Origin of the sequence: Massilia sp. TWR1-2-2 (genome assembly GCF_049897565.1) — a bacterium.
Classification (GTDB): domain Bacteria; phylum Pseudomonadota; class Gammaproteobacteria; order Burkholderiales; family Burkholderiaceae_D; genus JAFCUW01.
On sequence record NZ_JAFCWM010000055.1, the window covers coordinates 1 to 16,314 of the forward strand.

At 60.1% G+C, this 16,314-nt stretch carries 10 protein-coding genes; 6 read left to right on the top strand and 4 right to left on the bottom strand.

Annotated features, from left to right (window positions below; genetic code table 11):
* Positions 1 to 1,106: 1,106 nt before the first annotated feature.
* Entirely contained in the window at positions 1,107 to 2,090 is a 984-nt protein-coding gene (locus ACP7DD_RS25400) for an IS5 family transposase (protein WP_426178045.1), read from the bottom strand.
* Positions 2,091 to 2,370: 280 nt separating this feature from the next.
* Here ACP7DD_RS25400 and ACP7DD_RS25405 point away from each other — a divergent pair, with 280 nt between their 5' ends.
* The 3 genes from ACP7DD_RS25405 to ACP7DD_RS25415 are packed head-to-tail and all read left to right on the top strand — an operon-like array spanning position 2,371 to position 8,719.
* Complete coding sequence (locus tag ACP7DD_RS25405; protein ID WP_426178047.1) at positions 2,371 to 4,737, top strand: ATP-binding protein; 2,367 nt, start codon at positions 2,371 to 2,373, stop codon at positions 4,735 to 4,737.
* Complete coding sequence (locus ACP7DD_RS25410; protein WP_426178049.1) at positions 4,734 to 7,109, top strand: ATP-binding protein; 2,376 nt, start codon at positions 4,734 to 4,736, stop codon at positions 7,107 to 7,109. Before ACP7DD_RS25405 ends, ACP7DD_RS25410 begins: the two co-directional genes overlap by 4 nt.
* Positions 7,106 to 8,719 carry a response regulator gene (locus tag ACP7DD_RS25415; RefSeq protein WP_426178051.1) on the top strand — a complete coding sequence of 538 codons (1,614 nt, stop codon included), beginning with the start codon at positions 7,106 to 7,108 and terminating at the stop codon, positions 8,717 to 8,719. Before ACP7DD_RS25410 ends, ACP7DD_RS25415 begins: the two co-directional genes overlap by 4 nt.
* A gap of 136 nt (positions 8,720 to 8,855) precedes the next feature.
* On the opposite strand, the gene ACP7DD_RS25420 is transcribed toward ACP7DD_RS25415, so the two are convergent.
* Together ACP7DD_RS25420 and ACP7DD_RS25425 are read right to left on the bottom strand one after the other, a co-directional pair.
* Positions 8,856 to 9,284, bottom strand: a complete 429-nt coding sequence (locus ACP7DD_RS25420) for an NUDIX hydrolase (RefSeq protein WP_426178053.1) — start codon at positions 9,282 to 9,284, stop codon at positions 8,856 to 8,858.
* A complete protein-coding gene (locus ACP7DD_RS25425) occupies positions 9,281 to 12,244 on the bottom strand; it encodes a PAS domain S-box protein (RefSeq protein WP_426178054.1) in 2,964 nt (987 codons plus the stop codon). Before ACP7DD_RS25425 ends, ACP7DD_RS25420 begins: the two co-directional genes overlap by 4 nt.
* Before the next feature lie 209 nt (positions 12,245 to 12,453).
* Between ACP7DD_RS25425 and ACP7DD_RS25430 the strand changes: the two genes are divergently transcribed.
* Both ACP7DD_RS25430 and ACP7DD_RS25435 read left to right on the top strand, forming a co-directional pair.
* Complete coding sequence (locus tag ACP7DD_RS25430; RefSeq protein ID WP_426178056.1) at positions 12,454 to 13,908, top strand: iron-containing redox enzyme family protein; 1,455 nt, start codon at positions 12,454 to 12,456, stop codon at positions 13,906 to 13,908.
* Between the two features lie 207 nt (positions 13,909 to 14,115).
* The gene (locus tag ACP7DD_RS25435; protein WP_426178058.1) at positions 14,116 to 14,457 is read left to right on the top strand and encodes a hypothetical protein; all 342 of its coding nucleotides are present in this window, start codon (positions 14,116 to 14,118) and stop codon (positions 14,455 to 14,457) included.
* A 72-nt stretch (positions 14,458 to 14,529) separates the two neighbouring features.
* Here ACP7DD_RS25435 and ACP7DD_RS25440 read toward each other — a convergent pair whose 3' ends face one another.
* Positions 14,530 to 15,732, bottom strand: a complete 1,203-nt coding sequence (locus ACP7DD_RS25440; RefSeq protein WP_426178060.1) for a hypothetical protein — start codon at positions 15,730 to 15,732, stop codon at positions 14,530 to 14,532.
* Between the two features lie 227 nt (positions 15,733 to 15,959).
* Between ACP7DD_RS25440 and ACP7DD_RS25445 the strand changes: the two genes are divergently transcribed.
* Positions 15,960 to 16,314: DUF4331 family protein (locus ACP7DD_RS25445; RefSeq protein ID WP_426178062.1), on the top strand; the 355-nt coding region annotated here is incomplete at its 3' end.

Here is a 16,314-nt window from a genome sequence, read left to right on the forward strand (position 1 = left end):
TGCGACGCGTTCTTTCCACAGCGCTTCGCGTTCGATATTTGCCATTCCTATCTCCTTTTCAAAACCGGAGTATGGCTAGGTGGAATTGGCAATGGAAGGTGGGTGGACTGGACGCTTACAGAACACAGGGGTTTGAGGCGCAGTGGAACGGAAAACCGACCGTATCTGAGCACAATCTGAAGCGTAGCCATTTCGGTACGCTATGCTTCGGCCAGGGTTGTCAAAATTCAGTTAAGTAGGCCCCGCTTTCCGTCGAGGTCGCTAACGGACGGTCGAGTGTCACACCTTTATTTAAATTATCTGCAGTTATTTGAATTTGGTCTTTGTGTTGTGGAGACAAGTCGTTATGATGGATTTAACTCCAGTACTGCTTAGCGCCGCTTCTATCTAGCTGCTGTTGTGACTCAAATCCCAGCGCCGATCATTCCCGTCGTTTGGCGTCTTCCGGCAATTCCACATCCTTGAAATTTCTTTGACGATGGCTGATGCAAACTGCGCATCCACCTGTATAGGGGTTTCCTAATTAGCAGGACATGGTCGACCGATTTTGGACAGAAGCAATTTTATAGCCCGGTCGCTACCAGCTAAATTGTTCTCACAGCAAGCTTTGTTTTTTCCTAGATGAGTGCCAAAATGCAACTATCATTGCTGGTCGATAACTTGATGCATGCAAGCCATAGGCACCGAGTTGAACGATTCTACGGCGTTTATAAGCCTGTCGAAGGGCGCCTTCCGAATGGTTGCGATCCGATTAAGCCTTGGATTGCAGTTAAACAACGCCACAAAACGCCGCATCTGGACGCTAATCTAACAGCGCTTGGGCACCAAGCAATTGATAGGTTACCCCTTTGCACTAATGTGCAGTCTCTCATCAGCGCCGCCGAGTGCTTTGGCTGCCTGTATGTGCTTGAAGGCGCTACCTTGGGCGGGATAGTCATTAATCGGCATGTCGAGCAGAAGCTAGGGAAACGCTGAACAATTGATGATTTCTGCGCTGACGACGCGCTCAACAGAGCCGCAATTTTTGGATACTTAAATTTTCGTTTTCAAGCGGCCAAACCAGCGAATTTCCCCTTTTTTGATACATTTCCCCCGTGCTCTCGTCTTCAGGACGGAGCTCGGGTTTCAGAGACCCTAAATTGCCGGCCTGCCAGCACCAAATTCGCGAAACCGAACAGCGTGAACAGTTGCGCGGTGTTCTTCGCCAGGCCGCGATAGCGCGCCTTACGATGACGGAAGAGGTTCTTCACCACATGGAATGGATGCTCAACTTTCGCCCGAACGCTGGCCTTCAAGTGCTCCAGCTTTTCCATCGCGCGACCGAGTTTGTTGTTGGGCAGTGCCTTGCGTTTGGCGCGCTTCATCGCGACGTGCCAAGTCACGCTTTTCCCAAGATTCTCTTCGCGCTTTTCGACGCCCTGGTAGCCTGCATCGCCCATCGCCGCAACTTCATCACCGTGCAGCAACGCGTGTGCCTGCGTGACGTCCGAGACGTTGCCGGCCGTGCCGATCACGGTGTGGACAAGGCCAGAAGCCGCGTCCACGCCGATATGGGCTTTCAGCCCGAAGTGCCAGTCATTGCCTTTCTTGGACTGGTGCATTTCAGGATCGCGCTTCTTGTCTTTGTTCTTGGTCGACGGTGGCGCCGCGATCAGTGTGGCGTCGACGATCGTTCCTTCCCGCATCATCAAACCCTGCGCTGCCAAATGCCTGTTGATCGTCTCAAAGATCTTGCGTGTGAGTTCATGGGTCTCAAGCAGCCGACGGAATTTCAAGAGCGTCGTCGCGTCCGGTGCCGACTCACGATTGAGGTCGATCCCGACGAAGGCACGAATCGCCTGGCTGTCGTAGATCGCGTCTTCGATGCCTTCGTCAGAAAGGCCAAAGCACTGCTGGGCGACATACATGCGCAGCATGCGTGCCAGCCCGATCGGCGGGCGGCCGGCACCTTCTACTTTCGGGTAGTGCGGCTCAATCAGTTCATGCAATTTCGACCAAGGCGTAACGGTGTCGATCTTGGCGAGGAAGCGGTCGCGCCGTGTCAGCTTCTTCTTGGCGGCGTATTCGAGGTCGGAAAAACTTTTCTGCATGATCGACTGGACGGTGTTCGTGATGCCATTATTGTCGCAGGACTTGCTCGCGACCGAAATGGGTTTCGGAAGAATAAATCAGTGCTTCCCTAGGGGTTACACCTGCCACAGGCGGGAGATTCTTTAACGCCCACGGCGAAAATACGGATTCGATGTGGCACCAGTTCCGGGATGCTATTCCTGCTTTCTCTTTGCACTCATACCAGCAGGAGATGGTTGGCGCGAGCGCGCTCGCCACGTTCGCAACACTCCACCACTGGTGCGAGAAAGGAGCGGAACAATGAATTTGATAAGTGCAGGCACGTCCAGCCCTGGCATACTTCCTGAGCTCTACAGCACCAAGCGTGATGGCCTAACGATTGCCAACTGCGACAGTGAGCCGGTTCAAACCCCGGGCTGCGTGCAAGCCCATGGGGCCTTGCTGGTACTTCGGCTATCGGACTTGCGTATTCTACAAGCCAGTGAGAACGCCGCTGCCATATTCGGACAATCGGCCCAGCAGCTTTTGGGCCAGCAAATTGGTACCGTCATTGGCGCTGAAGGACAACGTCGGTTGCGCAATTTGTTAGATCAGGAATCTACCGATTGCACTCCGATTTATCTGTTGACCTTGCCCGATAAATGTTCCAGTAGTAACGGAAAAGCCGCCCTGGATGTGTCGGTCCATACGGTTGACGGCGTTGCAGTGCTGGAATTTGAAGCCACATGCCATACGTTGGAACCCAAACCCGACTATTACGCTCTAGTCAAAACGACATTGGCAAAACTGCAGACGTCGAGCTCGCTGCAACAGTTTTGCGATGTCGTTGTTAATGACATTCGCGCGCTGACCGGCCTCGACCGAGTGATGGTTTATAAGTTTCACGACGACGGACATGGAGAGGTCTTGGCGGAGAGCCGACGTGCCGACATCCCATCCTGGCTCGGCTTGCACTATCCCGCCGAAGACATTCCAAAGCCGGCGCGCGCAATTTTTACCAAGACGTGGATACGGCCTGTTTCCGACGTTGCGGGCCCGCTCGCAGAACTCGTCCCGTTGGCAAATCCGGATACCCTCAAGCCGCTTAACATGACATATTGTGTCTTGCGCGGCGTCTCCATCATGTACACCGAATACCTGCGCAACATGGGAGTGACGGCGGCGCTGACGATGGCTATCCGTCGTAACGATAAGCTGTGGGGACTCATTGCCTGTCACCACTACGAAGGGCCACAACATATTCCACAACACATCCGTGCTGCCTGCGAATTCTTGGCGCAGATCGTCTCGCTTCAGCAGCAGGCGACCGAAGAGAAGGAGTATCTCGCTTACCGTCTAAAGATTGAAGGCGCACACCAGGTGTTGTTGGCCGTAGCGGCACGCGACGGCGGTTTAGCCGGCCTCATCAACGGCACCCAATCGCTGTTGAACGGTATCGACGCCGGTGGCGCCGCACTCTACTATCTTGATCGTTGGTGGTGCATTGGCAATACGCCCACCGACGATCAGTTGACGGAGCTGGGCGAATGGCTGACTGTCACCATGCTCCCCTCCTGCCCGCGTCCCTTGTACGCGACGGACAGGCTGGCGCAGGAGTACCCCCCTGCCGCCCGGTTCGCTGACGTGGGCAGCGGTTTGTTGGCCGTGCCAGTGTCGGCAAACAGACGCGACCTGATGCTGTGGTTTCGCCCCGAAACGATCCAAACAGTGAACTGGGGGGGCAATCCGCACGATAAGCCAACTGTGCTAGGCCCAAACGGTCCGCGGCTGACCCCGCGCCACAGTTTTGAGCTATTTACGGAATCGGTGCTGCAGCAATCTCTGCCGTGGAGACTAGTGGAAATCGACGCTGCTGCCGGCTTGCGCTTTTTGGTCGCCGAGCTAGTGGCAGGACAGTCTGGACAGCGTACCGTGCTGCATGCTGACCTTGCGCGCAGCAACGAAGACCTTGACGCATTTGTGTACATTGCCAGCCATGATTTGAAAGAGCCGTTGCGCGGCATTTACCGATACGCGCATCAACTGCGTGACGATTTTGCGTCAATGATAGACGACGAGAGTCGTCGCAAGCTCGACGGGCTGGTACGGCTTTCCGTGCGCATGGATGGTTTGCTCGACTCCATGCTGCATTTCTCGCGTGTCGGTGGAACCGATCTGTTAATCGAAGAGGTCAACCTCAACGAAAGCTTGGCAGACGCCTTGGACTCTCTCGGCTCGCGCACTATTGACGACAAGAATGCAGTGACGGTACCGCGGCAGCTTCCGACCGTGCAGTGCGATAGAATCAGATGCCGCCAAATTTTGGTCAATCTGCTGTCAAACGGCTTGAAATACAGCGATGTTGCAAGCAGGCACGTCGAAGTAGGTTACATCGGCGCCGATGAAATCCATGCAAGGCCTGGCTGTCCCAGCGACATGCAGGGCCAAGCAATTTACTATGTGGCAGACAATGGCATAGGCATCCAAGCCAAGCACTACAATCACATCTTCAAACTGTTCAAGCGGTTACACGGCCACGACGGCTACGGCGGCGGCAGCGGCGCCGGCTTGACGATCGTTCGCAAGCTCGTTGAACAGCATGGCGGGCAGGTTTGGGTCGATTCCTTGGCAGGACAGGGATCGACCTTCTATTTCACACTGCCAGGTAGGGCATCAGTAATCCAATGACGACAACCGACGGCAAAGCGACATCGCCAACGATCCATCCTCGCCCGTACAGTACCAAGCGCGATGGCCTGAATTTCGATAATTGTGATACCGAACCTGTGCAAATCCCGGGATGCGTGCAAGCGCACGGGGCGCTGTTGGTACTGCGCCTGGCTGACCTGTGCATCATGCAGGCGAGCGACAACGTCGAAGCTATACTAGGCAACCCCGTCCAGACAATCTTGAACCGTCCTGTTGGTGATGTGATCGGTAGCGAAGGCGAGCGGCAATTACGAGAGTTGATCGCTACGCAATTGCTGGACCGTAATCCGCTGTATCTCTTATCGTTGCCAGGCGGCCGTGGCCAAGCGGGCGACGCAGGCATTATCGATGTGACAGTCCATGTGATCAACAATGTGGCAATTCTGGAATGTGAATCGACCGGCCGCAGCGCTGCTGTCAGTCTGGATTATTACGCCTTGGTCAAAAAAACCGTGGCGCGACTACAAACAGCCGATTCGCTGTTGCAGTTCTGCGGCCACGTAGCCGAAGAAATTCGCGAAATCACCGGCATGCATCGGGTAATGGTTTACAAATTTCATCAGGATGGCCACGGCGAGATTTTTGCGGAGAGCAAGCGCGCCGATTTGGCGCCATGGCTCGGCATGCATTTCCCGGCTGAAGACTTTCCTAAGCCAGCCCGTGATATGTTCAGCAAAATTTGGCTGCGCCCAATTCCTGACAGTTACGGTGCCTTGGCGGAAATGGTTCCCTTGCATTATCCGGATACCGACGAGCCGGTCGACATGACGTACTGTTCTCTTCGAGGCGTGTCAATCATGTACACCGAATACCTGCAAAACATGCTTGTAAGCGGTTCTGCCGTCATGGCCATTCGCCGCGAAGACCAGCTGTGGGGTCTCATCACTTGTCATCATTACGGCGAGCCAAAGCACCTTCCCTACCAAGTAAGGGCGGCATGCGAATTATTGGCTCAGGTCGTGTCGCTTCAGCATAACGCCGCTGAAGACAAGGAGCACCTGGCCTACCGGCTCAAGTTGGATTCGGTTCACCAACAGCTATTGATGATGGCTGCACGCGGCGGCGGTGTCGCCGGTTTGGCAATTAGCGCGCAGTCCCTGCTCAACGGTATCGAAGCCGGCGGCGCCGCGCTATACCATGATGACCAATGGTGCTGCGTGGGAGCAACACCTGACGTTGTCCAATTGTCGCAATTGGGCGAATGGTTAAATGAGGTGAAATTTGCCACGACTACCGCGCCGGTGTATGCCACGGATAGCCTCGCGGCTGATTACACCCCTGCGGCTGCATTTGCCAATGTGGCAAGCGGTTTATTGGCTATCCCGCTTTCGCGCCACGGGCGCGCCTTGGTGCTATGGTTCCGGCCCGAATTTATCCAGACAGTGAACTGGGCAGGAAACCCGCATGACAAAGCCATGGTGCCTGGCCCAAACGGTCTTCGGCTGACCCCGCGTTCCAGTTTTGCCCTTTTTGTCGAATCGGTGCGGCAACGCTGCCTTCCGTGGACGCCCGTAGAGTGCGCCGCAGTCGCTAAGCTGCAGCAACAGCTGGTTGAACTCGTCATCGAAAACGTGGAACAGCGCCTGACCCTTAATGCCGAATTGGCGAACAGCAACGCAGAACTTGATGCGTTTACCTATGTCGCCAGCCACGACCTCAAGGAGCCTCTGCGTGGCATTCATCAATACGCTTTTCAATTAGCCGAAAATGCCATGCTGCCCGATCACAAGGACCGGAGCAAGCTCGATCGGATGATACGCCTGACTGTGCGCATGGACAGTTTACTGGAATCGCTACTGCATTTTGCCCGCATCGGGAAGACCGTATTGACGCTCGATAATGTCAACCTCAACGAAATCATCACCGAAGCCGTCGAGATTGCAGACAGCCCTAAGGATGCACTAGTAGAACTCGTACTTCCCCGTCTCCTTCCGACGATACGTTGCAATCGAGGCTGGTGTAGGGAGATCTTTACTCGCCTCATATCGAACGCGCTGATCTTCACCGACGCCGTTCCAAAGCGCGTGGAGATTGGCATGATCGAGGCCGGCGAACTGCACTCAAGGCCCTGCTGTCCGCCTGGTTCGCGGCATCATACGATTTATTATGTAAGCGACAATGGCATCGGCATTCCTTCTTCATATTTTTCTCACATTTTCAAACTTTTCAAAAGACTCCATGGCCGCGACGAGTACGGCGGCGGTAATGGTACTGGCTTGACCGTCGTGCGCAAGCTGGTTGAGCGCCATGGCGGCAAAATATGGCTAGATTCGGTGACCGGTGGAGGAACGACGTTCTATTTCACATTGCCGCTTGGGGATGCCTCCGAAAGCGCGAGCGTTCGTTCATGACCGCCCCTCCAACACACGACTGGCGTATCGTCATCATTGACGATAGTCCGGACGACCGCAGTGAAATCCGGCGGCTTCTGCTGCGTGGCAGCATAGACCGTCGTTACATTTTTTCTGATGCGCAAACCGGTGCAGCGGGCGTGGACGCCGTACTTGCCAGCCCGGAAAAGCCCGATTGCGTGGTGCTCGACTTTAATCTGCCAGATATGGACGCGCTCGACGTGCTCAAGACCTTGGCTGGGGCTGACGGGCTGCCGGTGTGCCCAGTGGTGGTTCTAACCGGAGGAACCGGTGCCGAAATCGGACGTCTCGTTCTGCGCGCGGGCGCCCAGGATTATATTGCCAAAGACGGGCTGACCCCGCTTGCTTTCACCCGTATTGTTGAAAACGCCGTCGAGCGTTTGGCGATGGCGCGTGAACTGTTTGGGCGCAACGCCGCGCTGACCCTCTCCGAAAAAGCACTATCGGAGGCGGATCGGCGCAAGAACGACTTCATTGCAACACTTGCGCACGAATTGCGGAACCCGCTGGCGCCAATTGCGAGCGGGTTGCATGTGGTTCGGCTAACAACCGATCTGGCTAAGTTGCCCGGCCTTGTTAATATAATGGAGCGCCAACTCAGCCAGATAACGCGCCTGATCGATGATTTACTCGACATTTCCCGCATCACTAGTGGCAAGGTTTTACTCCGTTTACAACGCATTTTGGTCGATGTTGTCATTGAAGAGGCCGCAGAGGCAGCAACGCCCTTGGTCCAGTCTGCACAGCAAACCTTGAACGTCATCTTGCCGCAGCAACCGCTATGGCTCGAAGCTGATCCCGCTAGGCTAGTTCAGATGATTGGCAACCTACTGAGTAATTCTGCAAAATATAGCGAAAACGGCAGCAATATTACGCTATCCGCGCGCGCCGAAGGGGCTGAAGTAGTTATTGAAGTCACTGATACCGGCTTGGGTATTCCCGAGCACATGCTCGGCCAAGTTTTCGACATGTTTACCCAGATCAACCATACACTTGACCGGAGTCAAGGCGGCTTGGGCATCGGCCTGGCTCTCGTCAAGCAGTTGGTTGAAATGCATGGCGGAAGAATTGTGGCCGCAAGCCCGGGCTCGGGTCTGGGATCCACTTTTTCACTCCGGCTACCGATGTCCGTCGCGCCGCAAAACACGTTTATTGACCCGCTAAGCAGCGACCCCCTACTGTCGCCTAGCCGTCGTATTCTTGTTGTCGACGATAACGTCGACGCGGCCACGATGCTGGCGATGATGCTTGGCCTTTCCGGGCATATGGTACGGGCAGCTTATAGTGGCGAGGAGGCCCTTGCGGTAGGCGTTGAATTCCTCCCTGAAATAGTTTTCTTGGACATAGGCCTTCCGGGAATGAACGGCTATGAAACAGCTCGGCAATTTCGCGCTTCGCCGCTGCTGAAAGCCGCCGTCCTGATCGCGCTTACAGGATGGGGCGGCAAAGCGGATCGTTGCCGGTCAACGGAAGCCGGTTTTGACGCGCATTTGACCAAGCCGGTCGAATTCGCCACCATTGACGCCTTACTGAGGCGGTTTAAAGACACGGGCAGTGACTGTGGAAATGTTACCCTTGTAGTCAGTTAAAAGACGCTATCGCAAATCTATGATTTTGGACGACACGTTCAACACCGGCGGCGTCGCCATTGGCGGGACCGACAGTTTTTGGGCCGACGACCGAAAGACCCTCGCTACCGAGGTCGCAGAACCCGCGCGTCAGGCATTACCACTCCAGCGCCATCAGCCGCTGCGCCATGCGCGGCCAGCACAGCTTCGCCAGCTGCGCGCGTTCGGCCCAGCAAAAGCCATCGACCTCCGGCGTCGACGCGCCCGTCGCGTGGTGCGCGAAAAAGCTGATGCAGGCGAGGTGATCGAGGCTTGCCAGGTCGTCGCCGCTGCGCACCAGGTACAGGTGCAGCCGCTTGTCGGGCCGGTAGTCGAAGACGCCCAGGTCTTCGAAGCGCTCGGGCGCAAACGCAATGCCGGCTTCCTCGCGCAATTCGCGCATCGCCGCCTCCAGCGTGCTCTCGCCCGGGTCCTGCATGCCTTTCGGGATGTCCCATTTGGCGGTGTGGGTGACGTGGCACAGCAGCAGCTGGCAGGCCGGATTGACGATCAGCGTGCCGCACGACACCGGCAACGGACCCTTCACGCCTGCGCTCCGGCCACACTGCGCACGACGCCGCGCAGCGCGTCGAGGCTGACCGGCTTGGTCAGGTGCTGGTCGAAGCCGGCGTCTTCAGCCTGCATCAGGTCGCCGCTGGCGCCCCAGCCGGTCAGCGCCACCTTCGCCAGCTCGGGCGTCGAGCGGATCGCGCGCGCCACCTGGTGGCCACTCAAGACGGGCAGCCCGATGTCGAGGAACACCAGGTCCGGCCTGAACTCCCTTGCCAACGCCAGGCCTGCGTGGCCGTCGTGCGCCACGCGCGGCTGGTGACCGAGCATCGTCAGCAGCGCCGCCAGGCTGTCGGCGGCGTCGGCATTGTCGTCGACCACGAGCACCCGCAGCGCGGGACCCGGCGCCGGCGCCGCCTCGCCGCGGCCGCCGTCGCGGCTGCCGTCGCGGCTGCCGTCGCGGCTGCCGCCGCCGCCCAGCGGCAAGCGTAATGTGAACGTACTGCCCTGATCGCGGCCGGCGCTGTCGGCCGCCACACTGCCGCCGTGCAGCTCGGCCAGCCGGCGCACCAGCGACAGCCCGATGCCCAGGCCGCCCTGGGCCCGATCCATATGGCCGCGCACCTGGGTGAACATCTCGAACACGGCGCCGAGCGATTCGGCCGGCATGCCGATGCCGCTGTCGCGCACCGCCACCAGTGCCTGCCCCTCCTCGGTCCACGCCGACAGCACGATGCGCCCGCCAGCCGGGGTGTACTTGGCCGCGTTATTGAGCAGGTTGCTCAGCACCTGGACGATGCGCGTGGTGTCGGCGTCGAGCACCACCGGCTCGGGCGGCAGGTGCACTTCGAGCTTGTGGCCGCTCGATTCAATCAGCGCCACGCTCGTCTCAAGCGCCATCGACACCAGCGTCTTCAGCGCCACCGGCTGCTTTTTCAGTTCGATTTTGCCGCTCGTGATGCGGGCGACGTCGAGCAGGTCGTTCACCAGGTGGATCAGGTGGCTGAGCTGGCGGTCCATCATGCCGACCACCCGTTCGGTGGCACTGGCGTCACCCGGCGCCATGCGCAGCAGGTCAAGGCCGGTGCGGATCGGCGCCAGCGGATTGCGCAGCTCGTGCGCCAGGGTGGCGAGGAACTCGGACTTGCGGTGGTCGGCCTCGGCGAGGTCGGCGGCCACCCGGCGCAGCGCGTCCTCGGCATTCTTCTGCTCCGTAATGTCGCGCGTCACGGTGGCCAGGCCAATGATGTCGCCGCGGTCGTCGCGCACCGCGAAGCCCTTGAAGTAGACCGGTGCCACCGCGCCGGAGGACAGGTCGGCGAGGTGCAGCTCGCCCTCCCAGCGCGCCGGTTCGCCCGTCAGCGCCGGCAGCACGACGTCCTGCACGAAGGGGCGGCTTTCCGGCGCGAAGAAGTCGACCAGCGAAAAGTCGGAGATCGGCGCGTCTTCCGGGATGCCGGACAGGCGCCGCCCGGCCGGATTGAGGAACATGCCGGTGGCGTCGGGCGTGGTGATGCCGATGAAGTCAGGCGACTGTTCGGCCACCGCGGCCAGGCGCCGGATGCCCTCCTCGGCCAGCCGGCGGTCGGTGTCGTCGCGGAAGTACAGCGCGATGCCGCCGTCCGGCGTCGGGCAGCTGTTGATCTCGAGCCAGCGCCGCTGCGAATCGTAATACGAATCGAACTTGACGTGCGAGCGCTCGGCGGCGCTGCGGCGCAGCCCCTGTTCGATGGCGGTGCCGCGCGTCTGCTCGAACACGTCCCACAACAGCGAGCCGGCCAGCTCGTCGCGGGCGATGCCGGTCTGGCGTTCGGCGGCGTGGTTGGCGTAGCTGATGCGCCAGTCGGCATCGATCGCCAGGAAGCCTTCGCTGATGCTCTCGAGGATATCGTGGGCGCGCTCTTCCGCCGCCATCCGTTCCTGTTGTTCGTGACGCTGGCCGATCACCAGCGAGGCGGTGTTGGCCAGCAGCGCCAGGGCCACGTCCTCGTCATCGAGGCCGGCACATGCCTCACGCCGATACCAGCAGAACACGCCCAGCACGGCGCCCGACGGCGCCACGATCGGCATCGCGCGGCAGGCGTGCAGGCCGTGCGCCAGCGCCAGGTCGCGAAACAGCGGCCAGCTGTCGCAGTCGGCGATGTCGGCGGCGGTGACGACGTCGCCGCTTGCCGCCGCCTGCGCCGCCGGTCCGGCTTGCGGTCCGGGCGGCAGCGCGTCGATCGCGTCCATGAACGCGCGCGGCAGCGATGGTCCGGCGGCGTGGCGCAAGCGCGCGCGCTCGCCGTCGGCCAGCAGGATCGCCGCCAGGCCGGCGCCGCCGGCGTATTCTTCGGCCGTATTGGCCAGCACGTCGAGCACGTCGCCAAGCGGCGCGTCCGAGACGGCCAGTTCGAGCGCGCTGCGCTGGCCTACCGTCAGAAGGCTGGCCGCCTGGAGCTGGCGGAACAGGCGCTCGCGATCCGCTTCGGTCGTGGCCAGCTGTTCGGCCGCCAGCTTTTCGGCGGTGGCGTCGCGGAATATCTTGGCGTAACCGCGCAGCTTGCCGGCGTCGTCGCGCAGCGGCATCATCACGCCGTCGGCGTAAAGGCGCGAGCCGTCGCGCCGCAGGTGCCAGCGGCGATCGAGCGCGCGGCCACTGTTGCGCGCGCGCGCCGCTTCTGCGTGCGGCACGCCGGCGCCCCGGTCTTCGGGTGTGAAGATCATGTCGGCCGAACGTCCCAGCGCCTGCTCGGCGCTCCAGCCGAGGATGTCGGCGGCGCCGCCTTCCCATTCGGTGATATTGCGTTCGACGTCCGTTTCGAAGCCGTTCATGGTCGGCATCTGCACGTCGAGCAGCACCACGGCGAAAGAATGGTCGAGCAACGCGCGCAGCGCCTCTTCGCCGGAGCGGACGTAGACCAGCGCTTCGTCGAGTTCTGCCAGCACCGCTTCAAGCACCAGCAAGTTGGCCGGCTGGTCGTCGACCAGCAGTATCTTGACCTTCTTCTTGTTCATTTGCTGTCGACACTCCTCTCACTGGTCGTTTCATGTCACCTCGACAATGTAGGGCGCGCGCTGTCGGAAGTCAATTGTGCGCATCGGGGACCATGCGCTGGGCTCTTGTAATCCCCCTCTGACACGGAGGCGGCGTTTGAGCCTCTGTCAACAACGCATCTTTCTTTGCATACTGGACAAGTTTTCCTACAATCTGCAAAGACAATCACATGCTCGAACAAGTAGCCGCATCCTTTGACGCCCCCGCCACCGCCAGCGTACGGCAGATGTATCTGTCGCTGAGCGAGCGCGACGTCGAGCAAGCCGCGATGCTGCAGGCTGCCGACTGGCTGCGCGCCACGCTCGATGCGACGCCGTACGGGTTGCCGCAGTTGCCGCAGGGCGCCGAGCAGTTTGCCGCATGGGCGGCCGCGCATACCGAAGCTGTCGGCGAGCAATACAAGCAGTACCTGGCCGAGCGCAAGGGCGGCGCCCCGCGTCGCTACTTCACCAACAAGGCGCACGCGCTGTACTTCCTGAAGGGTGTTGCGCCAACCAAGCTGGTCGACGGTGCCTGGCTGTTCGGCCTGCTGCAATACTGGGAACAGGGCGCGAAGCGCCCGCTGATCACCACTTACCTTGAAGAACTTGGCAACGGCGTGCCGGGGAAAAACCATGTCGTCATTTTCCAGCAGCTGATTGACGCACATGGCTGCGCCCAGTGGCAAGGCCTGCCGGAAGAACACTTTCTGCAAGGCCTGATCCAGCTTGCCCTCGCCTACAACCCGCAGCAGTTCCTGCCCGAACTGATCGGCTACAACCTCGGCTACGAGCAGTTGCCGCTGCACCTGTTGATCACCAGCTACGAGCTGAACGAGCTGGGCATCGATCCGTACTATTTCACCTTGCACGTCACGGTCGACAATGCCGACAGCGGCCACGCCCGCAAGGCGTGGGAAGCGCTGACGAAGCTGACGCCGCAAGTGGGCGACGCCGATGCCTTCATGCGCCGTGTCGAGGCCGGCTACCGCCTCAACGACCTCGGCGCGAGCACGCAGACGGTGATCGACTCGTTCGACCTGCACGCCGAGCTGGTCGGCATCCTGCGCAGCAAGAGCGCGGTCGGCAAGAACATGCACTCGGACTACTGCAAGGTCGGCGGGCGCATGATCAACGACTGGCTGTCCGATCCCGACCAGGTGCCGGCGTTCCTCGTTGCGCTTGAAAAACAAGGCTGGTTCACGCGCGGCGAAACGCCGGAACAGAGCCGCTTCTGGGGCCTGCTGCATGGCGACCATGCGCAGATGTTCGGCGTGTTCAGCGCCTATGAGGAGCAGGTGCTGCATGACTGGATGGCGACGCCGTCGCAGCCGCTGGCCACAGCCCCCGTTGCACGCGTGGCCACGCACCGGGCGCTGCAACGCGCCGCCGGCGGCGTGGTCGACGGTCGGCCGCGGCGCATCCGCGAAAGTGCCGAGCGCGGCCTGATCCGCCACCGCTTCCCGGACGACGAACATGCGTGGGGGGCCATCGCCTGCGACCTGCGCCTGCTCGAAGCGAAGCTGGCCGCCTCCGACAGCAAGGAAGAAGCGATCGCCATGCTGATCGCGCTGATGTCGCCGGCCACACACCACACGTCGGCCGGCCTGATGGCAACGCGAATATTTTCCAAGCTGTTCGCTTAGGGTCTGACCCGGGTTTCGGGGTCGGACCCTGGTTTGCAAGTCTACCGCTGCCACACCGGGGTCCGACCCACAAACCGGGTCGGACCCCAGACCCATTCAGCGGTGCGCGCTAGCAAGGGGCTGACGGCCGCTTGAGGTATAGTGGATGCAGGTTCCCGCGCGGTGCGTGTTGCTGGAATCGTCCCCCTGCAGCGCGAAGGTGCGACCATGCCAGACAGCCAATTGCCCGCCGAGATTCCATTTCGCACGCTGCTGTACCGCTTCATGTTTTTCGACTGGCTGTTCGCCGACCTCAGCGCCGCGCGAAATTTGTACGAGCGCCATGCCGCCTGGCAGCACAACCGCCGCATGTGCAGATACTTGCCGGTCTATCTGAGGCGCTGGTCGGTGCTGACGGCCGGCGGCTTCGGCCTCGGCATGCTGTGCGAAAAGGCAAGCCAGACCAGTGTGGTGTCGGCGTGGTTCTTCACGTCGTCGTGCGTGACGCTGACCGGGATGGTGGTGATCTCCGTGGCGTGGATATTCCTGGCGAACTCGCGCATGTCCTGAGAAGAACTGTGCGCGAGGAGTCATTTCTGCCAATGACAGCAATGACTCCTCTGAGGATAACAGTTGCCGCACTCAGTCCGGGCTGTATGGGCGCACGTCGATCGGCTGGCCATCCTCGCCGAAACGCAATGCCATCGACACCGCATGGATGCCGATCGTTCCCAGCGCGTCGCAGATGTCGCCTACTTCTGCCTGCAAATCGGCCGCCATGTCGAACGGCATCTCGGGCGATGCGAGCGGCTCGCTTACGCCGTCGCGGTACAGGTTGACGCGCAGCACCATCTGATCGTCGACGTCGGCCGGCGCGACCACCGCGCTCACCTCGGCGGCGTCAAGCTTGTGCTCGTCGAGCGCCTGGCTGATGTCGGACATCATGCCCAGCATCGCCAGCTCCGCCATTGCGTCTTCCTTGGCGCCGTAGAACAAATCCTGGTACAGGAAATTGATCTTCAGCGAGGAGGGATCGGCCGCCAGGCAACTTTGCAGCAGCGGCGCCGACTCCAGCGTCCACTGGCGGTAGCGCTCCAGGCGCGCGGCGTAATAGGCATCTGCGCCGGCCTCGTCGGCGGGCGCCCGGTAGAACGGATCGTCCTCGCGCGTGCGCGCAAAGCCGAGCAGGAAACGCAGCTCCATCGCGTCGTCTTCCGGCGCAAGACTGGCGCCGGTCCAGCCGCGCGTGCTCGCTGCCAGCGCCGGCGTGTCGACCATCTTCTTCTCGCTCATCGTCGCGGCCACTTCGCGCAGCATGTCGCCAAGCTGGCTGAAACTGATGGCATCGATTTCGCCCAGGTCATACGCGTGGCTGATCAGCACCACGGTCGCATCGGGGCTTTCCAGGCCGGCTTGCTGGAAACTGGCGCGCAGCATTTCGAAGGCCGGCACGTCCTGGAACGTGTGCTCGCGCTTCAGGCCGCCGCGGCTGTTGATGAACATCGGCACCAGGAAGGCGTTGATTTCCTCGGCCGGCTTGCCATCGCGCCGAATCACCATCGTCGCGCTGGCTTCCTCGATGTGCGCACGCAGATGCTGGAACGCGGCCAGGTCTTCATATTTGGCTCGCTCGATAGCGCCGTACAGCACGTCGTCGTTCTTTTTGCGCAGGGCGTTACGCACCAGGCGGGCCAGCTCCGTTTCCTTCTGGCGCAGGTCGGCCGCGTCGCCCTCTTCCGGCTCGACGATCTCGAGGGCCAGCTCGGCCAGCGCCTGCGCCATGACGTCTTCATCGTCCTCGGCAGCAGCGAACTTGCGGGGAACAGCAGCTTGATTCTTGGGCATTGGATTTTCGGTGAACAATTCGATCAACGCATGGTATCAAATTCGCCGCCAACCATGGTAAATTGCTGCCGAAGTATCTTTCAGGAAATCAACGTCAGAGTTGTCCAGTCACATTTGCTAACATTTTCGCTCTTGCGTTAGTTACTTAACATTGAAATGCTTCCGCGCTTGCTCTACTGGAGTCCTTACAAAAACCGATAAATAGAGGAACCAGAATCATGAACATAATGAAGCGTAAAAACGTGTGGCTATCGGCCACCATCTCCGGATTGATCCTGGCAGGCGCATTCGCGCCGGCGCAGGCGTCGAGCCACCGCGAAGCGCCATTCCTGACCAAGGCGCCAAAGGTCGACGGCACCGACTTCTACATGTTCCGCAGCTACGCCGCCGGACGCGAAGGCTTCGTGACGATGATCGCCAACTTCCAGCCTTTCCAGGATCCGCAAGGCGGCCCGAACTTCTTCCAGTTCGACGAAAACGCGTTGTACGAAATCCACATCGACAACAACGGCGACGCCAAGGAAGACATCACGTTCCAGATGCGCTTCAAGAACACCTCGAAAGGCATTGCGCTGCCAATCG

What these genes read in the sequence shown, in the direction of transcription:
- ACP7DD_RS25400 (WP_426178045.1), bottom strand. Translation starts at nt 2,090, where the DNA reads ATGCAGAAAAGTTTTTCCGACCTCGAATACGCCGCCAAGAAGAAGCTG.
- ACP7DD_RS25405 (WP_426178047.1), top strand. Translation starts at nt 2,371, where the DNA reads ATGAATTTGATAAGTGCAGGCACGTCCAGCCCTGGCATACTTCCTGAG.
- ACP7DD_RS25410 (WP_426178049.1), top strand. Translation starts at nt 4,734, where the DNA reads ATGACGACAACCGACGGCAAAGCGACATCGCCAACGATCCATCCTCGC.
- ACP7DD_RS25415 (WP_426178051.1), top strand. Translation starts at nt 7,106, where the DNA reads ATGACCGCCCCTCCAACACACGACTGGCGTATCGTCATCATTGACGAT.
- ACP7DD_RS25425 (WP_426178054.1), bottom strand. Translation starts at nt 12,244, where the DNA reads ATGAACAAGAAGAAGGTCAAGATACTGCTGGTCGACGACCAGCCGGCC.
- ACP7DD_RS25430 (WP_426178056.1), top strand. Translation starts at nt 12,454, where the DNA reads ATGCTCGAACAAGTAGCCGCATCCTTTGACGCCCCCGCCACCGCCAGC.
- ACP7DD_RS25435 (WP_426178058.1), top strand. Translation starts at nt 14,116, where the DNA reads ATGCCAGACAGCCAATTGCCCGCCGAGATTCCATTTCGCACGCTGCTG.
- ACP7DD_RS25440 (WP_426178060.1), bottom strand. Translation starts at nt 15,732, where the DNA reads ATGCCCAAGAATCAAGCTGCTGTTCCCCGCAAGTTCGCTGCTGCCGAG.